Origin of the sequence: Microbacterium sp. 13-71-7 (genome assembly GCF_002257455.1) — a bacterium.
Taxonomy (GTDB): domain Bacteria; phylum Actinomycetota; class Actinomycetes; order Actinomycetales; family Microbacteriaceae; genus Microbacterium.
The window spans coordinates 1-16,980 of the sequence record NZ_NCKN01000072.1 but is presented as its reverse complement, the minus strand read 5'-3'; the positions used below and the strand labels follow the sequence as shown (position 1 = coordinate 16,980).

The 16,980-nt window shown below is 70.2% G+C and carries 16 protein-coding genes and 2 tRNA genes; 9 read left to right on the top strand and 9 right to left on the bottom strand.

Annotation, left to right across the window (positions count from 1 at the left end; all coding sequences use genetic code 11):
• Positions 1-797 (bottom strand): APC family permease (locus B7X32_RS09035; RefSeq protein ID WP_292718698.1); only part of this gene is annotated, 797 nt, incomplete at its 3' end.
• A 171-nt stretch (positions 798-968) separates the two neighbouring features.
• Here B7X32_RS09035 and B7X32_RS09030 point away from each other — a divergent pair.
• Both B7X32_RS09030 and B7X32_RS09025 read left to right on the top strand, forming a co-directional pair.
• On the top strand, positions 969-2,384 hold the full coding sequence (locus B7X32_RS09030) for an FAD-dependent oxidoreductase (protein ID WP_292718696.1): 1,416 nt from the start codon (positions 969-971) through the stop codon (positions 2,382-2,384).
• A 214-nt stretch (positions 2,385-2,598) separates the two neighbouring features.
• Positions 2,599-2,669: transfer RNA gene (locus B7X32_RS09025), tRNA-Gly, on the top strand.
• A 45-nt stretch (positions 2,670-2,714) separates the two neighbouring features.
• Here the strand turns inward: B7X32_RS09025 and B7X32_RS09020 are convergent.
• On the bottom strand, positions 2,715-3,263 hold the full coding sequence (locus tag B7X32_RS09020) for a hypothetical protein (RefSeq protein ID WP_292718694.1): 549 nt from the start codon (positions 3,261-3,263) through the stop codon (positions 2,715-2,717).
• Between the two features lie 293 nt (positions 3,264-3,556).
• On the opposite strand from B7X32_RS09020, the gene B7X32_RS09015 reads away from it, so the two are divergent.
• Together B7X32_RS09015 and B7X32_RS09010 are read left to right on the top strand one after the other, a co-directional pair.
• The gene (locus tag B7X32_RS09015) at positions 3,557-3,874 is read left to right on the top strand and encodes a DUF2853 family protein (protein ID WP_292718692.1); all 318 of its coding nucleotides are present in this window, start codon (positions 3,557-3,559) and stop codon (positions 3,872-3,874) included.
• A gap of 132 nt (positions 3,875-4,006) precedes the next feature.
• Positions 4,007-4,924, top strand: coding sequence for a cyclase family protein (locus B7X32_RS09010; protein ID WP_292718690.1), 918 nt, complete (start codon positions 4,007-4,009; stop codon positions 4,922-4,924).
• A gap of 54 nt (positions 4,925-4,978) precedes the next feature.
• Here the strand turns inward: B7X32_RS09010 and B7X32_RS09005 are convergent, their stop codons facing one another.
• A complete protein-coding gene (locus B7X32_RS09005; RefSeq protein ID WP_292718688.1) occupies positions 4,979-5,125 on the bottom strand; it encodes a hypothetical protein in 147 nt (48 codons plus the stop codon).
• A 187-nt stretch (positions 5,126-5,312) separates the two neighbouring features.
• On the opposite strand from B7X32_RS09005, the gene B7X32_RS09000 reads away from it, so the two are divergent.
• Positions 5,313-5,852: a GNAT family protein gene (locus B7X32_RS09000; RefSeq protein WP_292718686.1), complete on the top strand. Its 540-nt coding sequence runs from the start codon at positions 5,313-5,315 to the stop codon at positions 5,850-5,852.
• A gap of 23 nt (positions 5,853-5,875) precedes the next feature.
• Here B7X32_RS09000 and B7X32_RS08995 read toward each other — a convergent pair whose 3' ends face one another.
• On the bottom strand, positions 5,876-6,076 hold the full coding sequence (locus tag B7X32_RS08995) for a DUF2795 domain-containing protein (protein WP_292718684.1): 201 nt from the start codon (positions 6,074-6,076) through the stop codon (positions 5,876-5,878).
• A 213-nt stretch (positions 6,077-6,289) separates the two neighbouring features.
• On the opposite strand from B7X32_RS08995, the gene B7X32_RS08990 reads away from it, so the two are divergent.
• Positions 6,290-7,924, top strand: coding sequence for an acyl-CoA dehydrogenase family protein (locus tag B7X32_RS08990; protein WP_292718682.1), 1,635 nt, complete (start codon positions 6,290-6,292; stop codon positions 7,922-7,924).
• A 90-nt stretch (positions 7,925-8,014) separates the two neighbouring features.
• Here the strand turns inward: B7X32_RS08990 and B7X32_RS08985 are convergent, their stop codons facing one another.
• From B7X32_RS08985 to B7X32_RS08975, 3 genes are all read right to left on the bottom strand, one after another.
• The gene (locus B7X32_RS08985) at positions 8,015-9,736 is read right to left on the bottom strand and encodes an alkaline phosphatase family protein (protein WP_292718680.1); all 1,722 of its coding nucleotides are present in this window, start codon (positions 9,734-9,736) and stop codon (positions 8,015-8,017) included.
• Between the two features lie 219 nt (positions 9,737-9,955).
• Positions 9,956-11,353 (bottom strand): Re/Si-specific NAD(P)(+) transhydrogenase subunit beta, encoded by a 1,398-nt coding sequence (pntB, locus tag B7X32_RS08980; protein WP_292718677.1) that lies wholly within the window; start codon positions 11,351-11,353, stop codon positions 9,956-9,958.
• Positions 11,350-12,885: a Re/Si-specific NAD(P)(+) transhydrogenase subunit alpha gene (locus tag B7X32_RS08975; RefSeq protein ID WP_292718675.1), complete on the bottom strand. Its 1,536-nt coding sequence runs from the start codon at positions 12,883-12,885 to the stop codon at positions 11,350-11,352. Before B7X32_RS08975 ends, pntB begins: the two co-directional genes overlap by 4 nt.
• A gap of 180 nt (positions 12,886-13,065) precedes the next feature.
• On the opposite strand from B7X32_RS08975, the gene B7X32_RS08970 reads away from it, so the two are divergent.
• Complete coding sequence (locus B7X32_RS08970) at positions 13,066-13,503, top strand: hypothetical protein (RefSeq protein WP_292718673.1); 438 nt, start codon at positions 13,066-13,068, stop codon at positions 13,501-13,503.
• A 45-nt stretch (positions 13,504-13,548) separates the two neighbouring features.
• On the opposite strand, the gene B7X32_RS08965 is transcribed toward B7X32_RS08970, so the two are convergent.
• On the bottom strand, positions 13,549-15,372 hold the full coding sequence (locus B7X32_RS08965) for an alkaline phosphatase family protein (protein WP_292718671.1): 1,824 nt from the start codon (positions 15,370-15,372) through the stop codon (positions 13,549-13,551).
• Positions 15,373-15,442: 70 nt separating this feature from the next.
• Positions 15,443-16,081, bottom strand: coding sequence for a polysaccharide deacetylase family protein (locus B7X32_RS08960; RefSeq protein WP_292718669.1), 639 nt, complete (start codon positions 16,079-16,081; stop codon positions 15,443-15,445).
• A gap of 351 nt (positions 16,082-16,432) precedes the next feature.
• Between B7X32_RS08960 and B7X32_RS08955 the strand changes: the two genes are divergently transcribed.
• Together B7X32_RS08955 and B7X32_RS08950 are read left to right on the top strand one after the other, a co-directional pair.
• Positions 16,433-16,507, top strand: a tRNA-Gly gene (locus B7X32_RS08955).
• A 200-nt stretch (positions 16,508-16,707) separates the two neighbouring features.
• Positions 16,708-16,980 (top strand): hypothetical protein (locus B7X32_RS08950; protein WP_292718667.1); only part of this gene is annotated, 273 nt, incomplete at its 3' end.

Sequence of the window (16,980 nt, the reverse complement as noted above, 5' to 3'; positions counted from 1 at the left end):
ACGAGGAAGAACACGCCGAGGCAGAACAGTGCGGCCGCGCGGATCGCCCGGGCCGTGTCCTTGACCGGGTCGCGGTACTCCGACGCGAAGGTCGTGCAGACCTCGACGCCGAGCGTGGTCCAGGCCATCACGTAGAGCCAGACGAGCGCGGTGTGCAGGCCCTCCCAGCCGCTCAGCTTCCAGGTGAGCTCGCCCGGGTGCCAGCCGCTGCTGAACAGCGGCAGCACGATGAAGACGAACAGCGGCACCATCAGGATCGCGGCGGTGATGTAGACGAACGTCATCGTGACGCGCACGCCGATCGCGTTGATCGCGTAGAGCACGAAGATCACGACGAGGCCGATCACGATCGGGAAGCTGAGGTGTATCGGGCCGAACGCGAGCTCCCAGGTCTGGTCGGGGAACCACTGCGACTGGATGATGAGGCCGGTCAGCGCGCCGTAGGTGGCGAGGTTGGATCCCCAGGGCAGCCAGTAGCCGACGCCGGCGACGGGGGCGAGCCAGGGCGCACGGCTCTTCCAGGCCTCGGCGGCGAAGCCCGCGATGCCGCCGGAGGACTCCGGGAACATCGTGGACAGTTCGATGTAGATCCAGTTGACGACGAACGCGATGACCATCGAGACGGCCCAGAGTACCGCGGCGCCCCAGCCGCCGAGGCCCGCGATCGATGCTCCGAGCGTGGCGATCAGGGCCGCCGGCATCGTCATCGACATCGCGAAGGCGTCATACCACCGCAGCTTGCGCGGGAGCTTCTCCTCGACCGCGTCGCTCGGGTGCGACGTGACTTCCGTGCTCATGGGACTCCTCGACTCTCTTCGTTGAGTGCACGATGACGGGTCTGTTCGCCCATCCGAGAGTCATCCTTGCGAAGTCTTGCGGAATGCGCAACCATCAATCTGTACTTTTCACCAATCAGCATTGTCAGTCTCTCGGTGACCCCGAATCGTCAATGCCAGCGAGGAGCAGCGATGCCGCAGACCGCCTTCGAACGCATGCCGGCCCCGGCGGCCGCCGTCGACCACGCCCTCCGCGGCACAGCGCAGCGGGTGTTCTGGCTCGACGACGCCACGGCCGAGCGCCACGACGCGCTGACCGGGCGCATCGAGACCGACCTGGTGATCGTCGGAGGCGGATACGCCGGACTCTGGACCGCGCTGCTCGCGACCGAGCGCGACCCGGGTACCCGAGTCACGATCCTCGAGGCCCACCGGATCGGCCGGGCGGCGTCCGGACGCAACGGCGGCTTCTGCGAGGCCAGCCTCACGCACGGGTATGACAACGGGGCGAGCCGCTGGCCCGACGAGATGGGCGCGCTCGAGCGGATGGGCGCGGAGAACCTCGCCGAGATCGCCGCGACCGCCGAGCGCTACGGGATCCGCGCCGATCTGGAACGCACCGGCGTCGTGAAGATCGCGACGGAGGAGTACCAGCGCCGCCAGCTCGCGAGCGCCCGCCACGACGACCGCCACGTCTTCCTGGACGGACCGGAGCTGCGGGCGATGATCTCCTCCCCCACCTACCGCGCCGGCCTCTGGGACCGGGACGGGAACATCCTCGTGCACCCGGCGAAGCTCGCGTTCGAGCTCGCGAGGGTGGTCGCGGAGCGCGGGGTGCGGATCTTCGAGCGCTCTCGCGTGACCGGCGTGCGGCGCGTCGACCGCGGCGTGGTCGCCACGACCGAGGGCGGCGCCGTGCACGCCGACCGGGCGGTGCTCGCGACCAACGTCTTCCCCTCGCTGCTCCGGCGCAACCGGCTGATGACCGTCCCGGTCTACGACTACGTGCTCGCGACCGAGCCGCTCTCCGCCGCGCAGCGCGCCGAGATCGGCTGGGAGGGACGTCAGGGACTCGCGGACATCGCCAACCAGTTCCACTACTACCGGCAGACCGCCGACGACCGGATCGTGTTCGGCGGCTACGACGCGGTCTACCACCCCGGCGGCAAGGTGCGGCAGAGCTACGAGGACCGCCCCGCGTCGTTCCGCCGGCTGGCCGAGCACTTCCTCACGACCTTCCCGGCCCTGGAGGGGATCCGCTTCACGCACCGCTGGGCCGGGGCGATCGACTCCTGCTCGCGGTTCTGCGCGTTCTACGGCACCAGCCACGGCGGCCGCGTCGCGCACGCCGCGGGCTTCACCGGCCTCGGCGTCGCCGCGACCCGCTTCGCCGGCAACGTGATGCTCGACCTGCTCGACGGCGGGAGGACGGAGCGCACCAGCCTGGAGATGGTCCGCGAGCGGCCCGTCCCGTTCCCCCCGGAGCCGGCCGCGACGATCGGCATCAACGCGGTCCGCTGGTCGATGGACCGCGCCGACCACCGCGAGGGCAAGCGGAACCTCCTGCTGCGCACGCTCGACGCCCTGGGCATGGGCTTCGATTCCTGAGTGCGCGCGGCGCGCGGGGCGCGGCGCCGCCTCGTCGCCACCTTCTTCGCCGACGCCCCCTCGCAGCACCCGCACCCCCTTGCAGGGACGCACACACGAGGGGGCGTCGACACCACGAGGGGGCGTCGACGATGCAGGCGCAGGGATACCCGCACCGACCCGGATCCGGGATGCCGCGCGCGTTTGTTATGCTGGCCAGGCGTCACCGACGTGCGGGGCTGTAGTTCAATGGCAGAACTTCTGCTTCCCAAGCAGACAGCGCGGGTTCGATTCCCGTCAGCCCCTCCGGATCCAGAAAGGGCCCTCGCCTCAGGCGGGGGCCCTTTCCCGTCACCCGCAGATGCCGACGATGAAACCGAGCAACTCGGAATAGCGGCCCCAGAGGTTCTGCCCTGAGGCATCGTCCGCCGGGTTCGTGTTCGCGTTGCCGATGATGTTCTCGACCGCGAGGATGTACGCGTCCGAAGTCTGCTCGCGGTGGAGGCCCTGGACCTGGAGTCCTGCGGACTGCCCCGCCGGGATGTCCTGGGAGAGCACGAACCTCACCTCGGTCGAGCTGAGGAGAGTCAGGACGCCCGCGCCCGCGACCACTCCGACGACGAGGTTGCCGATCCCCGCTCCGGTGAGCAGGAACGAGGATCCCGCCTTCACCGGGTTCCCGATCGCGGTGATCGTGTACTGCGGGTAGGACAGGAGCACTCCGCCGAAATTGGCCTGCCAGCAGCTCGAGGCCACCTGCACGTTCTGCTGACCGACGGGAGCCGAGGCCGATGCCAGCGGCATGGCGACCGCCGCCGTGATGACGGGGACGGACCAGACGGCGGATCTGACGACGGTTCGGCGGGAGACCCCGCTCTTGTCGACACGCGATGACGTCATTTCAAGCCCCCAGTGCATGAAAGTCGAGCGGGAGTCCTCGGTGCGACGACCCCTCGGGAACGCGGCCCAAGCTCCCCCGACGACGTCGCGGGCCCGCATTCGTGGTCAGCCTACGGTACGCACTCTCCGCCGTGCTGCCGCGCTCGGTCGATGCCAGCTCGGCCTCCTCCCGATCCCGGCCGCCCGTTCACGACCTCAGTTCCGCGGCGCGTCTTTCGCTGTTCGGTCAGGGCGTCTACGATCTCTGGCGAGCGCGGCATACCGAGCCGGGCCGGACGTAAAGGAGTTCACCCATGGCTGACTGGGCCGCTGACGTCAAGATCTACCGCCCCAACGCCGATGAAGCTGCGATCGAGGGTCTCCTCAAGACCTACCGGCTCGTGATGAGCAGCCAGGATTCGGCGTACGTCGCGTTCTCCGACAAGGACGAGGTCGAGACCGTCAAGACCAACTTCCTCCAGAAGAAGCTCGGCCTCACGGAGTCGGACGCGGTGCTCGACGCCGCACTCGACGAGGTCAAGGAGACGATGAAGGCGGACCGCACCAAGAGCCGCATCACGGTGTACTACCTGCTCGCCGAGAAGTTCGGCAAGCTGGGCCTCTTCCACTGAGCTCGCTCGCATGATCGGAAGGGCCGCATCCGCGTCTGCGGATGCGGCCCTTGCTGCGTTGCTCCCCCGGAACGAACGCGTCCATCACGCGAGGAGCGCCGCAGTCCCTCGGATCCTCGCCATACTGGCGGGATGACCGAACCCACCGAGTACCGCGCGCACTTCGGCTTCGACATCGCCTTCGCGAACGGCGGCGGGATGCAGGGCGAGGGCTTCCGCCTCGACCTTCCCTCCCCCGATCTCGACGCCGACGCGATCGGACTGCTCCTCGTCCGCCATCTGGGCCTCGCCCTCGTGGAGTCGGTCGCGCTGAGCGGCCTCCGCATCGTGGCCGAGCAGCACCGCGGCAGCCGGGGCGTCGACTCCCCGGCCGCCGTCTTCGAGCGGCGGATCGTCGATCTGTCGCATCCGATCCACGCGGGCCTGATCACCTACCCCGGCCTGCCGGCACCGGAGATCACGCCGTTCCTCACGCGGGAGGACTCCCGCGCGAAGTATGCGCCTGGCACCGAGTTCGCCATGGATGTCATCACGATGATCGGCAACACGGGCACGTACATCGACTCCCCGTTCCACCGCTACGCCGAGGGCGGAGACCTCTCGTCGCTCCCGCTGGAGAAGCTCGTCGACCTGCCCGCCGAGGTGTTCCACCTCACCGACAGCTGGTCGCCCGACCGCCGCGGAATCGGATCCGCGATCCTCGCCGACCGGGACCTGCGCGGCACGGCGGTGCTGCTGCACACGGGCTGGGACCGCCATTTCGGCACCCCGGAGTACGGTCGCGGGGCGCCGTTCCTCACCGGCGAGGCTGCGCAGTTCCTCGCCGACGCCGGCGCCGCGCTGGTCGGCATCGACTCGCTCAACATCGACGACACCGAATCCGGCGGCGAGCGACCGGCCCACTCCGTCCTGCTCGCCGCGGGGATCCCGGTCGTCGAGCACCTGGCGGGCCTGGGATCCCTCCCGGCCCGCGGCGCACGCTTCACCGCCGCTCCGCCGGCCGTGGCCGGGTTCGGCACGTTCCCGGTGCGGGCGCACGCGGTCGTCTAGGCGGATCCGCCCCCGGGTGCTGCGCCGGCCATCGGCCCGGCGCAGCGCCCGTCGTCACAGCCCCTCGATGGACCCCTCGAATCCGAGCGTCGTGTCGACGTCGGGCGGCGGGATCAGGCCCCCGTCGTCCTCGTCCACGGGCGGGCCGCCCGTAGGGGCTTCCTTCTCCTCGACCTGGTCCTCGTCCTCGTCGTGGCCCATCTCGTCCTCCTTCGCGGCGGATCCGGCCCGCGACGCCCTCGTCGGCGCCGATCCCTCGCGGCAGGGCCGGGCCGGTCTCTGTCGGCAGGCTATGCCGCCTTCCGGAGGTTGACAAGGGCCGCCGCGCATCGGCTCTCGCCCGTCGACGGAGCCCCGGATGTCGGTGCCCGCCGGTAGCGTGTCCCCCATGTCCCCACGTCCCGCCATCACCCTGCGCGCCCGCACCGAAGCCGACTACGACGCTCTCTACGCCCTCGCCGCGGAGCTCGACAGCTGGGAGCAGCGCAGCCCGCTCCGCCCTGCGGCGATGACGCGGAAGGGCTGGGAGGCGCGCGTGGCCGAATACGATGCGGATCCGAGCGGGAACCTCGGCTTCGTGATCGATGTCGAGGGAGAAGCCGTCGGCACGGTCAGCCTGTTCGACATCGACGGCTTCACCGGGACCGCCGAGGTGGGCATCGCCCTCGCCGCGTCGGCACGAGGCAAGGGCATCGGCACCGAGGCCATCGCGCGGATCGTCGAGTTCGCGTTCGTCCGCGCCAACCTCCGCAGGGTGCACCTCGAGGCGATCGCCTCGAACACGGCGGCGCTGCGCGTCTACGAGAAGGCGGGCTTCGTCGTCGAGGGCCGCCAGCGCGAGCACGCCTGGGTGCGCGGCCACTACGAGGACATCGTGCGGATGGGCCTGCTCCGCTCCGAATGGGCGGGCCGGCGCGACGCGGACTGACCTGCGGCGGGCGATGTCCGTGCTCAGCGATCGCCGAAGAGCGCCTCTGTCACGTCGGCGAGATCCTCGTAGGAGCGCTCCGGCAGCGCGGCCAGCGCATCCACGATCACGTCGGCCGCGGCCGCGTCCCGCGCGGCCGCGACCAGATCCTCCCGCGAGGCGGGGAAACCGACCCCCGAGAGGTGCGTCTGGACGGCGATCGGGTTGGGCTTGAAGACCGTCATGCGCCTCCCGCCGTCCCCTCCTGCGCTTCGTGCAGCCCCGGATCGACGGGGCTCTCCCAGTCGTTCATCACACGTTCCTTCCCGGCGCCGAAGAGCCGCGCCGAGTTCCATGACAGGCCGCCGCACCGGGACGTGCCAGGGTCTTGACAGCGACGACCCGGCGGGAGCGCGATGGCGTAGCGTCGGAGCAGACCGCGATCGAAGGGGATCCGCATGGCCACGCACACCGTCACGAATCAGGCGCCCCCGCGCGAAGGCCTCGACGAGTTCTCCCTCGATCTGCCCCTCGTCGAGGGCGTGCGACGGCATGGTGCGTCGTGGGCCGAGCCCGAGCTGATCGCGACGGGGAAGCTGGTCGGATCCGCCGCGTTCCAGCACGACGCCGAGCTCGCCAACGTGCACGAACCGGAGCTCGTGGCCTTCGATCGCTGGGGACGGCGCATCGACGAGGTCGAGTACCACCCCTCGTACCACCGCGTCCTCTCGGCCGCCGTCGCCGCCGGGGCGCACACCGCCGCGTGGGCCCGCCCGCGCGCGGGCGCGCAGGTCGCCAGGGCCGCGCAGTTCCTGCTCTTCGCACAGGTCGAGCCGGGGCACGCCTGCCCGGTCTCGATGACGCATGCGGTGGTGCCGGCGCTGCAGCAGTTCGCGCCCGTCGCGCTGCAGGAGGAGTGGATCCCGCGCCTCTTCTCGCGGGACTACTCGCCCGCGCTCGCGCCCGGCAAGACCTCCGCCGTGTTCGGCATGGCGATGACCGAGAAGCAGGGCGGATCCGATGTGCGCGCGAACCGGACCTCCGCGCTGCCGGCCGGCGATGGATCCTGGATCCTCACCGGGCACAAGTGGTTCTGCTCCGCGCCGATGTCGGACGGCTTCCTCGTGCTCGCGCAGGCGCCGGGCGGGCTGAGCTGCTTCCTCCTGCCGCGCGCGCTGCCCGACGGATCCCGCAACCCGTTCCTCATCCAGCGGCTCAAGGACAAGCTCGGAAACAGGGCGAACGCCTCGAGCGAGGTCGAGTTCGATGCCACGGTGGCATGGCTCGTCGGCGAGGAGGGCCGCGGCGTCCGCACGATCATCGAGATGGTCAACCAGACGCGGCTGGACTGCATGCTCGGCACGGCCGCGGGCATGCGTCAGGCCACGGCCGAGGCGATCTGGCACGCACAGCACCGCGCGGCGTTCGGCGCGCTCCTCGCCGAGCAGCCCGCGATGACGCAGGTGCTCGCCGATCTCGCGGTCGAGACCGAGGCCGCGATCGCCTCGTCCCTGCGGGTCGCGGCCGCGTACGAGGCCGACGCCCCCGCGGCGGACGAGCCGTTCCGGCGCCTCGCGACGGCGGTGCTGAAGTACTGGATCTGCAAGCGCGGGCCCGGTCACGCGTACGAGGCGCTGGAGTGCCTCGGCGGCAACGGCTACACCGAGGCCTTCCCGCTCGCCCGGCGCTATCGCGAGCAGCCGGTCATGGCGGTGTGGGAGGGATCCGGCAACGTCATCGCGCTCGACGTGCTGCGTGCGATCGCGCGTGAGCCGGAGACCGCCGACGCCCTGCTCGCCGAGGTGCGCCTCGCGGAGGGCGCGGATGCGCGGCTCGACGCGCACCTCGCCGACACCGAGCGCCTGCTGCGGGAGGCGCAGCGCGATCCCGCCTCCGCCGAGGCGCAGGCGGGCGCGCGCCGGCTCACGGAGGCGCTCGCGGTGGCGCTGCAGGCGTTGCTGCTCGTCCGGCACGCGCCGGCCGAGGTCGCCGATGCGTTCGCCTCCTCGCGCCTGGGCGGGGCGCGCGGGTTCCTCTACGGCGCCGCACCGGTCGCTGCCGCGTCCGCGATCGTCGAGCGCCACGCCGGCTGAGACGGGCGGTCGCGCCGTCACGCGGATCGGGCTCCGCCCTCGACGAGAGCGGAGCCCGACTCCGGGCGGGACGCCCGGATCAGCGGAAGGTCAGCTGCAGCCGCCGCCCTGGCCGAGGTGCTTGCCGTTGTTGCCGGCGCAGTAGGCCGGCTGGACGATCGTGCCGGTGGCCGGATCCAGCGTCAGGGACGCGTCCTTGCGCGGGTGCGAGAGGTCGAGCATGTTGCCGAGCGAGCCGGCGACCGCGTCCAGGGATCCGTCGCCGAGACGGCCGAGCCCCCAGTTGTCCTCGATGAACCGCAGGATCGACGACTGCTGCGTGACGGTGTGGTCGACGAAGTCCTTCTTCGCGAACGGCGAGATGACCAGGAGCGGCTGACGCGGGCCGGGGCCGCAGCGGTCGGCGTAGCCGCCGAGGACCGGCGTGCCGGAGGCGGCCGCGTCGAGGCACCATGCCGCATCGTTCTGCGGGTCGTTCGACGCGTTGGTCACGGTCGCCGCGACATGGTCGTACCAGCCGTCGGAGTCGTCGTACGCGAGCACGATCGCGGTAGAGGCCCAGTTCTTCGACTTCTGGATCGCGTTGATCTCGTTCACGACGAAGGCCTGCTCGTCGATCGGGTCGGAGTACGACGCGTGCCCGTCCTGATAGTTCGGCGCCTTCAGGTACGAGACCGCCGGCATGTTGTCGGTGTCGACGACCTTGTTGAAGGCGGTGATGTCGTACTGGTGGTTCGCCTGGCCGGCGTGCCCGATCTCGGCGTCGGAGGCCGGCGCGAGGTGGTGCGGGTTGGCCGTCGACGCGAAGTACTGGAACGGCTCGTGGTGCGGGTTGTAGTCGGTCGACGAGACGCCCGCGACGTTCGTGTGCGTCGTCGTGCACTGCGCGTAGTCGACGCCCTTGATCGTCTTGGTGCTCTGCGGCGTGAAGCCTCCCTGGAACCAGCCCCACGACACGTTCTTCTCGTTCAGCAGGTCGCCGATGTTGCGCCCCTGCATCGCGGCGAGCGCGTAGCTCTTGGCGTGGCTGCCGTCGGAGCAGTCGTCGAAGGCGGGATCCGGGTCCTCCGTCATGGTGCCGACGCCCTGCGCGTTCGGGCTCTTCACCGTGTACGCGTCCGGTGCCGCGGTCTGCGCGCCGGTGAACGGATCCACGCTGATCACGCCGTGCGTCTGCCCCGAGACGAGGTTCAGCGCACCGGGGCTGGACGGGCCGAACGTGTCGGAGAAGCTGTTGTCGCTGAGCGCGTAGTGCTGGGCGTAGTTCCACAGCCCGGTGACGGTGTTGCCGTCGTAGTAGTCCATCGTCATGCCCGGCGTCGCGTAGCGGGGGTCGCCGGGGTTCCCGCAGGTGTCGGTGCTGGTGTTCTCGACGAAGCGGTCCATGGCGCCGCCGTTGTAGGCCTTCTGCTCCGCGAGGTACTCGTGGTCCTGGTCGCAGGTGACGGCCTGACCCGGGGTGAGTCGCTTCGGCTGCACGGTGTTGGGGTTGTTCGGCGCCAGCAGGCCGGCGTTCGCGAGCGTCGCGATGTCGGTCGGCGTGCTCTTCGCCGCCGTGAACGAGGAGGCGGGGGCTCCCGTGCCCTGGACCGTCTCGCCCGCGGTGTTCGCGGCGTTCGGATAGGTGGCGAAGTAGTGGTCGAAGGAGACGTTCTCGCCGAAGATCACGACGACGTGCTGGATCGGGGTGGATGTCGCGGCAGCGGGATGCGGGGAGGCGACGGCCGGGACCGCGCCGGCCGCGATGCCGGCCGCGACGGCGAGGACGACAGCGCCGAGCGCTCCGGCCGTGCCGAGTCGAGAAGGGTACATCGAGGAGCCTTTCGTGAGAGAGGAAGGGGCCTCGGTGCTGCGGAGGACGCCAGGCGCTCCCGGCATCGGGTCCCGCACCGACGCTAGGCTCGCGCGGGCGCCGGCGAAAGTGGCGCGAGGCAAGGTTCTCGATCCGTTCACCGGATCCATCGGGTTCTCCCAGGAACGCCACGGGCCGGCCCCGTCTCCAGGGCCGGCCCGCGGTGTGCTCCGCGACGCTCAGAGCGCCGCGATGATGTCCTCCACGCGCTGCTTGGCGTCGCCGAACAGCATCTGCGCGTTCTCGCGGAAGAACAGCGGGTTCTGCACGCCCGCGTAGCCGGCGGCCATCGAGCGCTTGAACACGATCACGTTCTCCGCCTCCCACACCCGCAGCACCGGCATCCCGGCGATCGGGCTCGACGGATCCTCCGCCGCGGCGGGGTTGACGGTGTCGTTCGCACCGATCACGAGCACGACGGAGGTCGACGCGAGGTCGTCGTTGATCTCCTCCATGCTCAGCACGATGTCGTACGGCACCTTCGCCTCGGCGAGCAGCACGTTCATGTGGCCGGGCAGGCGCCCCGCGACGGGGTGGATGCCGAAACGGACGTCGACGCCGCGCTCGCGCAGTCGCCGCACGAGGTCGGCGACCGGATACTGCGCGTGCGCGACCGCCATGCCGTAGCCGGGCGTGATCACGACGCTCTTCGCCGCGGTCAGCATCTCGGCCGCGCTCTCCGCGGTGATCTCGCGATGCTCGCCGTACTCCTCGTCGGATCCCGTGGAGGCCACGATCCCGAAGCCGCCGGCGATGACCGAGAGGAACGACCGGTTCATGGCCTTGCACATGATGTAGGAGAGGTAGGCACCGCTGGATCCCACGAGCGCGCCCGTGACGATGAGCAGGTCGTTGTTGAGCAGGAAGCCCGCCGCGGCCGCCGCCCATCCGGAGTAGCTGTTCAGCATCGAGACGACGACGGGCATGTCGCCGCCGCCGATCGAGGCGACGAGATGCCAGCCCAGCGCGAACGCGAGCACGGTCACGGCGATGAGGAGCCACAGCTGCTGGTCGATCACGAACCACACCGTGAGTACCAGGAACGCGAGGAGCGCCACGATGTTCAGCACGTTCTTGCCGGGCAGCATGAGCGGCTTGGAGGAGATCCGCGCCGACAGCTTCAGGTAGGCGACGATGGATCCGGTGAAGGTCACGCCGCCGATGAAGACACCGATGAACACCTCGGCGTTGTGGATGCCGACGAGCGCGGGGGCGATCTCGGCATGCGCCAGGTGGCCGTTCCAGCCGACCAGCACCGCGGCGAGGCCGACGAAGCTGTGCAGGAGCGCGATGAGCTCCGGCATGCCGGTCATCTCGACGACCCTGGCGCGCCACAGGCCGATCCCGGCCCCCACGAGCACGGCGACGAGCAGGAAGACCAGGCCGATCACGGCACCGCCGGACCACGCGTGCGCGACGGTGAGCGACACGGTCGCCACGAGCGCGATGGCCATGCCGGAGATGCCGAAGATCACGCCGGAACGCGCGGTCTCGTGCCGGCTGAGACCGGCGAGGCTGAGGATGAAAAGCAGGGCCGCGACGATGTATGCGGCGGTGGAGAGAGCCCCGACGGTCACTTCTGGCCGCCCTTCGTGAACATGGCGAGCATGCGGCGGGTGACCGCGAACCCTCCGAAGATGTTGATGGATGCGAGCAGCACCGCGATCGCGGCGATCACCTGGACGACGGGATTCGCGTCCGTGATCTGCAGCATGGCGCCGACCACGATGACGCCGGAGATGGCGTTGGTCACCGACATGAGCGGGGTGTGCAGCGCGTGGTGCACCTTGCCGATCACGTAGAAGCCGATCACCACCGACAGCGTCAGCACGGTGAAGTGCTGCGGCAGCGGCGCGGGTGCGAACGCGTTCACCGCGAACAGCGCGGCGATGCCGAGCACGATGAGCAGCGCCTTGCGCCCGGCCGACATGCTCTTCTTGGCGGGGATCTCGACGGGCGCCGCCTCCGTCTTGGCGGGTGCCGCCGCGACCTGCACGGGCGGGGGCGGCCAGGTCACGGCGCCGTCGCGCACGACCGTGACCGAGCGCTGCACGACGTCGTCGAAGTCGATCGCGAGCACGCCGTCCTTGCCCGGGGTGAGCAGGGCGACGAGGTTGGCGACGTTCGTGCCGTAGAGCTGCGAGGCCTGGGCCGCCAGACGGGAGGCGAGATCGGTGTAGCCGAGGATGATCACGCCGTTGCCGGTGACGATGCGCTCCCCGGCGACGGATCCCTCCACGTTGCCGCCCTGGCCCGCCGCCATGTCGACGATCACGCTGCCCGGCTTCATCGCCGCGACGTCCGACGCCGTGATGAGCCGGGGCGCCGCGCGCCCAGGGATGAGGGCCGTGGTGATGATGATGTCGACGTCGGCGGCCTGCTCGGTGTAGATCTCGGCGGCGCGGCGGTCGTACGCCTCGCTCGTCGCCTTGGCGTAGCCGTCGGAAGACTTCTCCACCGCGACGTCGACGGGCAGGTACTCGCCGCCGATCGAGGTCACCTGATCCGCTACCTCGGGGCGGGGATCCGTCGCGCGCACGATCGCGCCCAGGCTCGATGCGGCGCCGATCGCCGCGAGGCCGGCGACGCCCGCGCCCGCGACGAGCACCTTCGCCGGGGGCACCTTGCCCGCCGCGGTCACCTGCCCGGTGAAGAAGCGTCCGAACTCGTGCGCGGCCTCGACCACGGCGCGATAGCCGGCGATGTTCGCCATCGAGCTGAGCACGTCCATCGACTGCGCGCGCGAGATGCGAGGCACGGCGTCGAGCGCGAGCGCCGTGATGCCGCGCTGCGCGAGGGACTCCACGAGGTCGGGACGCAGCGCGGGCGAGAGCAGCGCGATGAACGTCGCCCCATCGGAGAGCAGGGCGATCCGCTCCGGATCGGGCGGTGTGATCGCCAGGACGATCTCGCTCCCCCACGCCTGTTCGCGCTCGACCAGCGTCGCCTCCGCGGCCGCATAGGCCTCGTCGGGGTACGACGCGGCGGATCCTGCTCCGCGCTCCACGACCACTTCGTGACCGAGCTTCCGCAGCGACGCGATCGTCGCCGGGGTCGCGGCCACGCGCGACTCGCCCGCAGGCTCGCGCACGATGCCGATGACTGCCATAGCTTCCTCCTCTGTGCCCGTCTGCGATGACGGGACTCCAGGCGACCTCGCCCGGACAACCTGCTCAGAGTACTGAGCGGGACGGCAGGGGCCCCTCGGCTTTTCGCGATCTTACGCGCAAAGAATCGCGGATCTTTGCACCCTGGCAACGCGGTGCGGGCACCGCGTAGGCTCGCTGGCATGGCACCGGATCCACGGCTCAGGGGACTGCTCGGCGACTGGACGGGGACGGAGGAGCTCTTCCCGACGGCATGGACCACCGCCGGATCCGCGCGCGGCGCCCTGAGCGTCGAGCCCGGCCCCGACGGGATCCTCCTGGACTACGTCGAATCGCGCGACGGCGCCGACGGCGCACCGCTCGTGGCGCACGGCGTGGTGGCAGGGGCGGGATTCTGGTGGTTCGACACCTACGGCTTCACGCCCGCGGCCCCCGGCACCGCGACCTGGGAGGGCGATGCCCTGGTGCTCGACCGCCGCTCCGATCGCGGCCGCACGGTGACCCGCCTGCGCGTGGACGGCGATCGGCTCGCCTTCGAGCTGGACACCGCCGTCCCGGCCGACGCGGAGCCGGTGCCGCTCGTGCGGGGCGACTACACCCGGCAGCCCGCCGGGCGCTGAGCACCGCGGCGGACAGCACCGGGGCGCGCGGACCACGCCCGCCGCTCAGTCCTCGTCGGGAGGGCCGAACAGCCCCCTGCCGTGCTTGTGCAGCAGATTGTAGGCGTCCATGAAGGTCTGCGGCTGCTGGTCACCGGGCAGGCCATAGCGCGCGAGCAGCAATCCGAGCAGGCCCTGCGCAGGCGGCGTCAGCGGCTTCGTCGCGTGGGCGTGCGCGGGGTGCGGAGGCTTCGACTCCGGGTTCGGCGGCAGGTACCGCGAGGTCGTGACGGGCCAGTCCGCCGGGTGGCGGGGCTTCTCCAGGTTGATGATCTGGAAGAGGTCGTTCGCGGTCGCATCGCGGCGCGTCAGCGGGGCGAGCCCGTGCAGACGGGAGAGGGTCGCGATGACGGATCCGTGATGCATCTCGTCGTTGATGATCGTGCCCTTGCGGGTGTAAGCCGACACGGCGATCGCGGGGACGCGGCAGCCGAGGCGGTCGAACTCGAATCCCATCTCCCCCGCGCCCGAGTCGTCCGGCGGAGTGGCCTTGGGCGGGACGACATGATCGTACGTGCCGCCATGCTCGTCGAAGGTGATCAGCAGCAAGGTGTTGACCGCGTTGGATCCCTTCGGCGACGCGCTCCGGCGGATCGCGTCGTAGATGTCGTGCACGAGGTCGTCCCCGGCGCGCACGTCCGAGAACGCGCTGTTGATGAGGGCGGTGTCCTCGTCCTTCAGATCGGTTTCACGGCGCGCGCCGAACGGCGGGTGGAAATCGTTGTGGTCGTAGATCATGCGCGGCTCGACGAAGGCGTATGCGGGCAACTGGCCGTGCTCCACGTCGGCGTAGAAGTCATCCATCGTGCCGAAGTGCGAGGTGCGCCAGAACTTCTCCAGCACCGGAGCGTGCAGCACCCCGGTGAACGAGACCATCTGGACCTCGTCGAAGTAGACCTTCCAGCTCAGCCCCGCGTCCTCGAGACGGTTGAAGATCGTCGGCGACTTCGGCGCATCCATCCACTTGCCGTAGTCGCCGCCCTCGTGATTGGTCACCTGGCCGTGCGAGGTCGAGGCGTTGAAGAAGGTGCGGTTGCAGAAGGTCTGCGATGGCACGGCGCAGAACCAGTGATCGAAGACGGCGAATTCGCGCGCGAGCGTCGAGACCGTCGGCAGCATCTCTGGCGAGAACGAGCCCATGATGCGCTTGCGCTCGTCCTCGGTGGGTTCCTTGCCATGCTTGAGCCGCATGAGGTTCACCTGGTAGTCGGTGACGAAGCCGCTCATGGTCGGCACCTCGCCCGGCCCCGGGTGGTTGTACGGCGCACGGAAGCCGCCGTCGTACAGATCGGCGTTCTCGGCCGGGTCGATCACGTTGTACAGCTGCGTGTTGACATGCGGATACATCTCGCCCGGATCCGGATCCGGCCAGGTCATGATCTGGTCGGTCGGTCCCTCGTAGACGTGCGCGTCGTAGCGCACCCCGTCGAGCTCGTTGAAGTACTCGCCGAAGTCGAGCCCGTCGAACTCCTTCCCCTCCGGAAGGGTCTCCTTGGTGTAGAGATAGCCGAGCAGGTTGTCGAAGGAGCGGTTCTCGCCCATCAGCACCACGACGTGGTCGAACCCCGGCGCGTGCCGCGGGGCCAGCTGGCCGTACTCGGAGAGAGCCTCGTCGAAGCCGCTCCGCTGACCGAGCGCATATCCGGCCGCCGCTCCTGCGCCTCCCCCGATGACCGCGCCCGCGGCCGTCAGACCACCGAGGCGAAGGAAGTCGCGGCGCGACCGTCGAGCGGCGGACGGCGCCTCCGCGCCGTCGTCGCCGTTGTCCGCGGTCGGAGAGCCGACGGGCTGGGGCTCGTCCTTCGAGGCAGGGGAAGACTTTCTCACCATGCGGTGATCCTATTGAGCGACAGGGCGCGGGCAGCCCGCTCGACCCCGCTCCGGGGAGCCTGTGCCATCGTCACGGATGCCTTTCGCTGTGGAACACGTCGTTCAGCGTGACCGTGGTCAGGCCTCGCTCGGCGATGATCTGCGCCAGTTGCGGGAACACCGTGGTCACCGGCGCGTGGTTGAGGTGTCCGATGACGATGTGCTGCGGAAGCAGCCACTCGTGGCCGAGGCGGACGATCTCCTCTCCGGGGATCAGGCTCGAGTCGGCGAAGGAGCCGTACCAGAGCGTCGGCGCGGTGTAGCCGATCGACGCCGCGGCAGCCCGGACGCGGCGGTCGTGGAACCCGAACGGCGGCCGGTAGAACGGGCGGGCGTCCACACCGAACAGCTCACCGATCCGGTCGTGCGCGCGCTGCAGCTCGTCGATGATCCCCTGGTCGGACAGCGACGTCAGGTCTGGATGCGACCACGTGTGGTTGCCGATCTGCACCTGTCCGGACGCGACCAGCGGAGCCAGGACGTCGCGGTTCTCCCCCCAGGAGACGTACGAGGCGGTCGCGAACAGTGTGAGCCGGATGCCGGTGGTCTGCGCGAACTGCGCGTACGCGCGGACGACGGCGGTGTCGGTGCCGTCGTCCACCGTCCAGGCGAGCAGCCGTCCGTCGCCGGGCAATGCGGTGAAGGCCTCGAGCGGAGCCGGGACCCTCACTACGACGGGCGCCGGCGGTACCGTCGGCGTGGGTGCAGGAGCCGGTGCCGGAGCGGGAGCGGGAGCGGGAGCGGGAGCGGACGACGATGCTGTCGGCGCCGCTCCACGGCGGCTTGCCCCCGTGTCCGGCGCGCACGCGGTCAACAGCGACCCGATCGCCGCTCCGCTCGCACCGAGGAACGCCCGACGACCCCATGCACCGCCGCCCCGCCCTCCGGTCATGCTCACACCGCACACACTATGGGAGCCGCCGCGCCCGACCGGCCGTCGCATACGGGTTTCGCCGTAGCCGTCCGGTGGTCCGCGTCATCGCGATGCTACGTTCATCGGAGTCGCCACCAGGGGACGCCCGCGAGTGTAGTTCAATGTCAGAATGTTGGCCTTCCCGGTCGAAGATGCAGTGTTCAACTCCTGCCACTCGCTCCACAGAACCGCCTTCGGATCCGCCCGGAGGCGGTTCGCTTCCGCCACCTGCCGATCGGTGCCGAGTCGGCATCTCGCCGCAGAATCGGGGCGTGTCATCGACCTGCATCCGCGCAGACGGCTCCCCGCGTCGATCCGGATCTTCGGACCGACGTGCCCGAGAATGGGGCGATGCCAGGGGGTCTCCAGCAGAGAAAGGGACGATGCCCGTGCCGCTGCAGAGGACCTCGAGAGCTCTGAGCATTCTGCAAAAGGAGGCGAAGAGCGCCGTAGCCCCGCACGTCGCCGGTCGGATCGCTGATCTGGACGGTCTCTCGGAAGCCCAGATCGGTGCGCTCGCCGTTCGACTCTCGCCGGCCCAGCTCTCCGGAATGCGCGTGCTGCCCGATGCTTGGCCGTTGCCACCCGCCGAATCCGAGCAGGATTCCTCCCCCGGGGCCGCCGCAGACCGCGTGCTCCTCATCGCCGCGCTCTCC

Excerpts from the sequence above, each read along its gene's own strand:
- B7X32_RS09030 (WP_292718696.1), top strand. The coding sequence starts at position 969 with ATGCCGCAGACCGCCTTCGAACGCATGCCGGCCCCGGCGGCCGCCGTC.
- B7X32_RS08965 (WP_292718671.1), bottom strand. The coding sequence starts at position 15,372 with ATGGTGAGAAAGTCTTCCCCTGCCTCGAAGGACGAGCCCCAGCCCGTC.
- B7X32_RS08985 (WP_292718680.1), bottom strand. The coding sequence starts at position 9,736 with ATGTACCCTTCTCGACTCGGCACGGCCGGAGCGCTCGGCGCTGTCGTC.
- B7X32_RS09000 (WP_292718686.1), top strand. The coding sequence starts at position 5,313 with ATGTCCCCACGTCCCGCCATCACCCTGCGCGCCCGCACCGAAGCCGAC.
- B7X32_RS09010 (WP_292718690.1), top strand. The coding sequence starts at position 4,007 with ATGACCGAACCCACCGAGTACCGCGCGCACTTCGGCTTCGACATCGCC.
- B7X32_RS08970 (WP_292718673.1), top strand. The coding sequence starts at position 13,066 with ATGGCACCGGATCCACGGCTCAGGGGACTGCTCGGCGACTGGACGGGG.
- B7X32_RS08990 (WP_292718682.1), top strand. The coding sequence starts at position 6,290 with ATGGCCACGCACACCGTCACGAATCAGGCGCCCCCGCGCGAAGGCCTC.
- B7X32_RS09020 (WP_292718694.1), bottom strand. The coding sequence starts at position 3,263 with ATGACGTCATCGCGTGTCGACAAGAGCGGGGTCTCCCGCCGAACCGTC.
- B7X32_RS09005 (WP_292718688.1), bottom strand. The coding sequence starts at position 5,125 with ATGGGCCACGACGAGGACGAGGACCAGGTCGAGGAGAAGGAAGCCCCT.
- B7X32_RS08975 (WP_292718675.1), bottom strand. The coding sequence starts at position 12,885 with ATGGCAGTCATCGGCATCGTGCGCGAGCCTGCGGGCGAGTCGCGCGTG.
- B7X32_RS08995 (WP_292718684.1), bottom strand. The coding sequence starts at position 6,076 with ATGACGGTCTTCAAGCCCAACCCGATCGCCGTCCAGACGCACCTCTCG.
- B7X32_RS09015 (WP_292718692.1), top strand. The coding sequence starts at position 3,557 with ATGGCTGACTGGGCCGCTGACGTCAAGATCTACCGCCCCAACGCCGAT.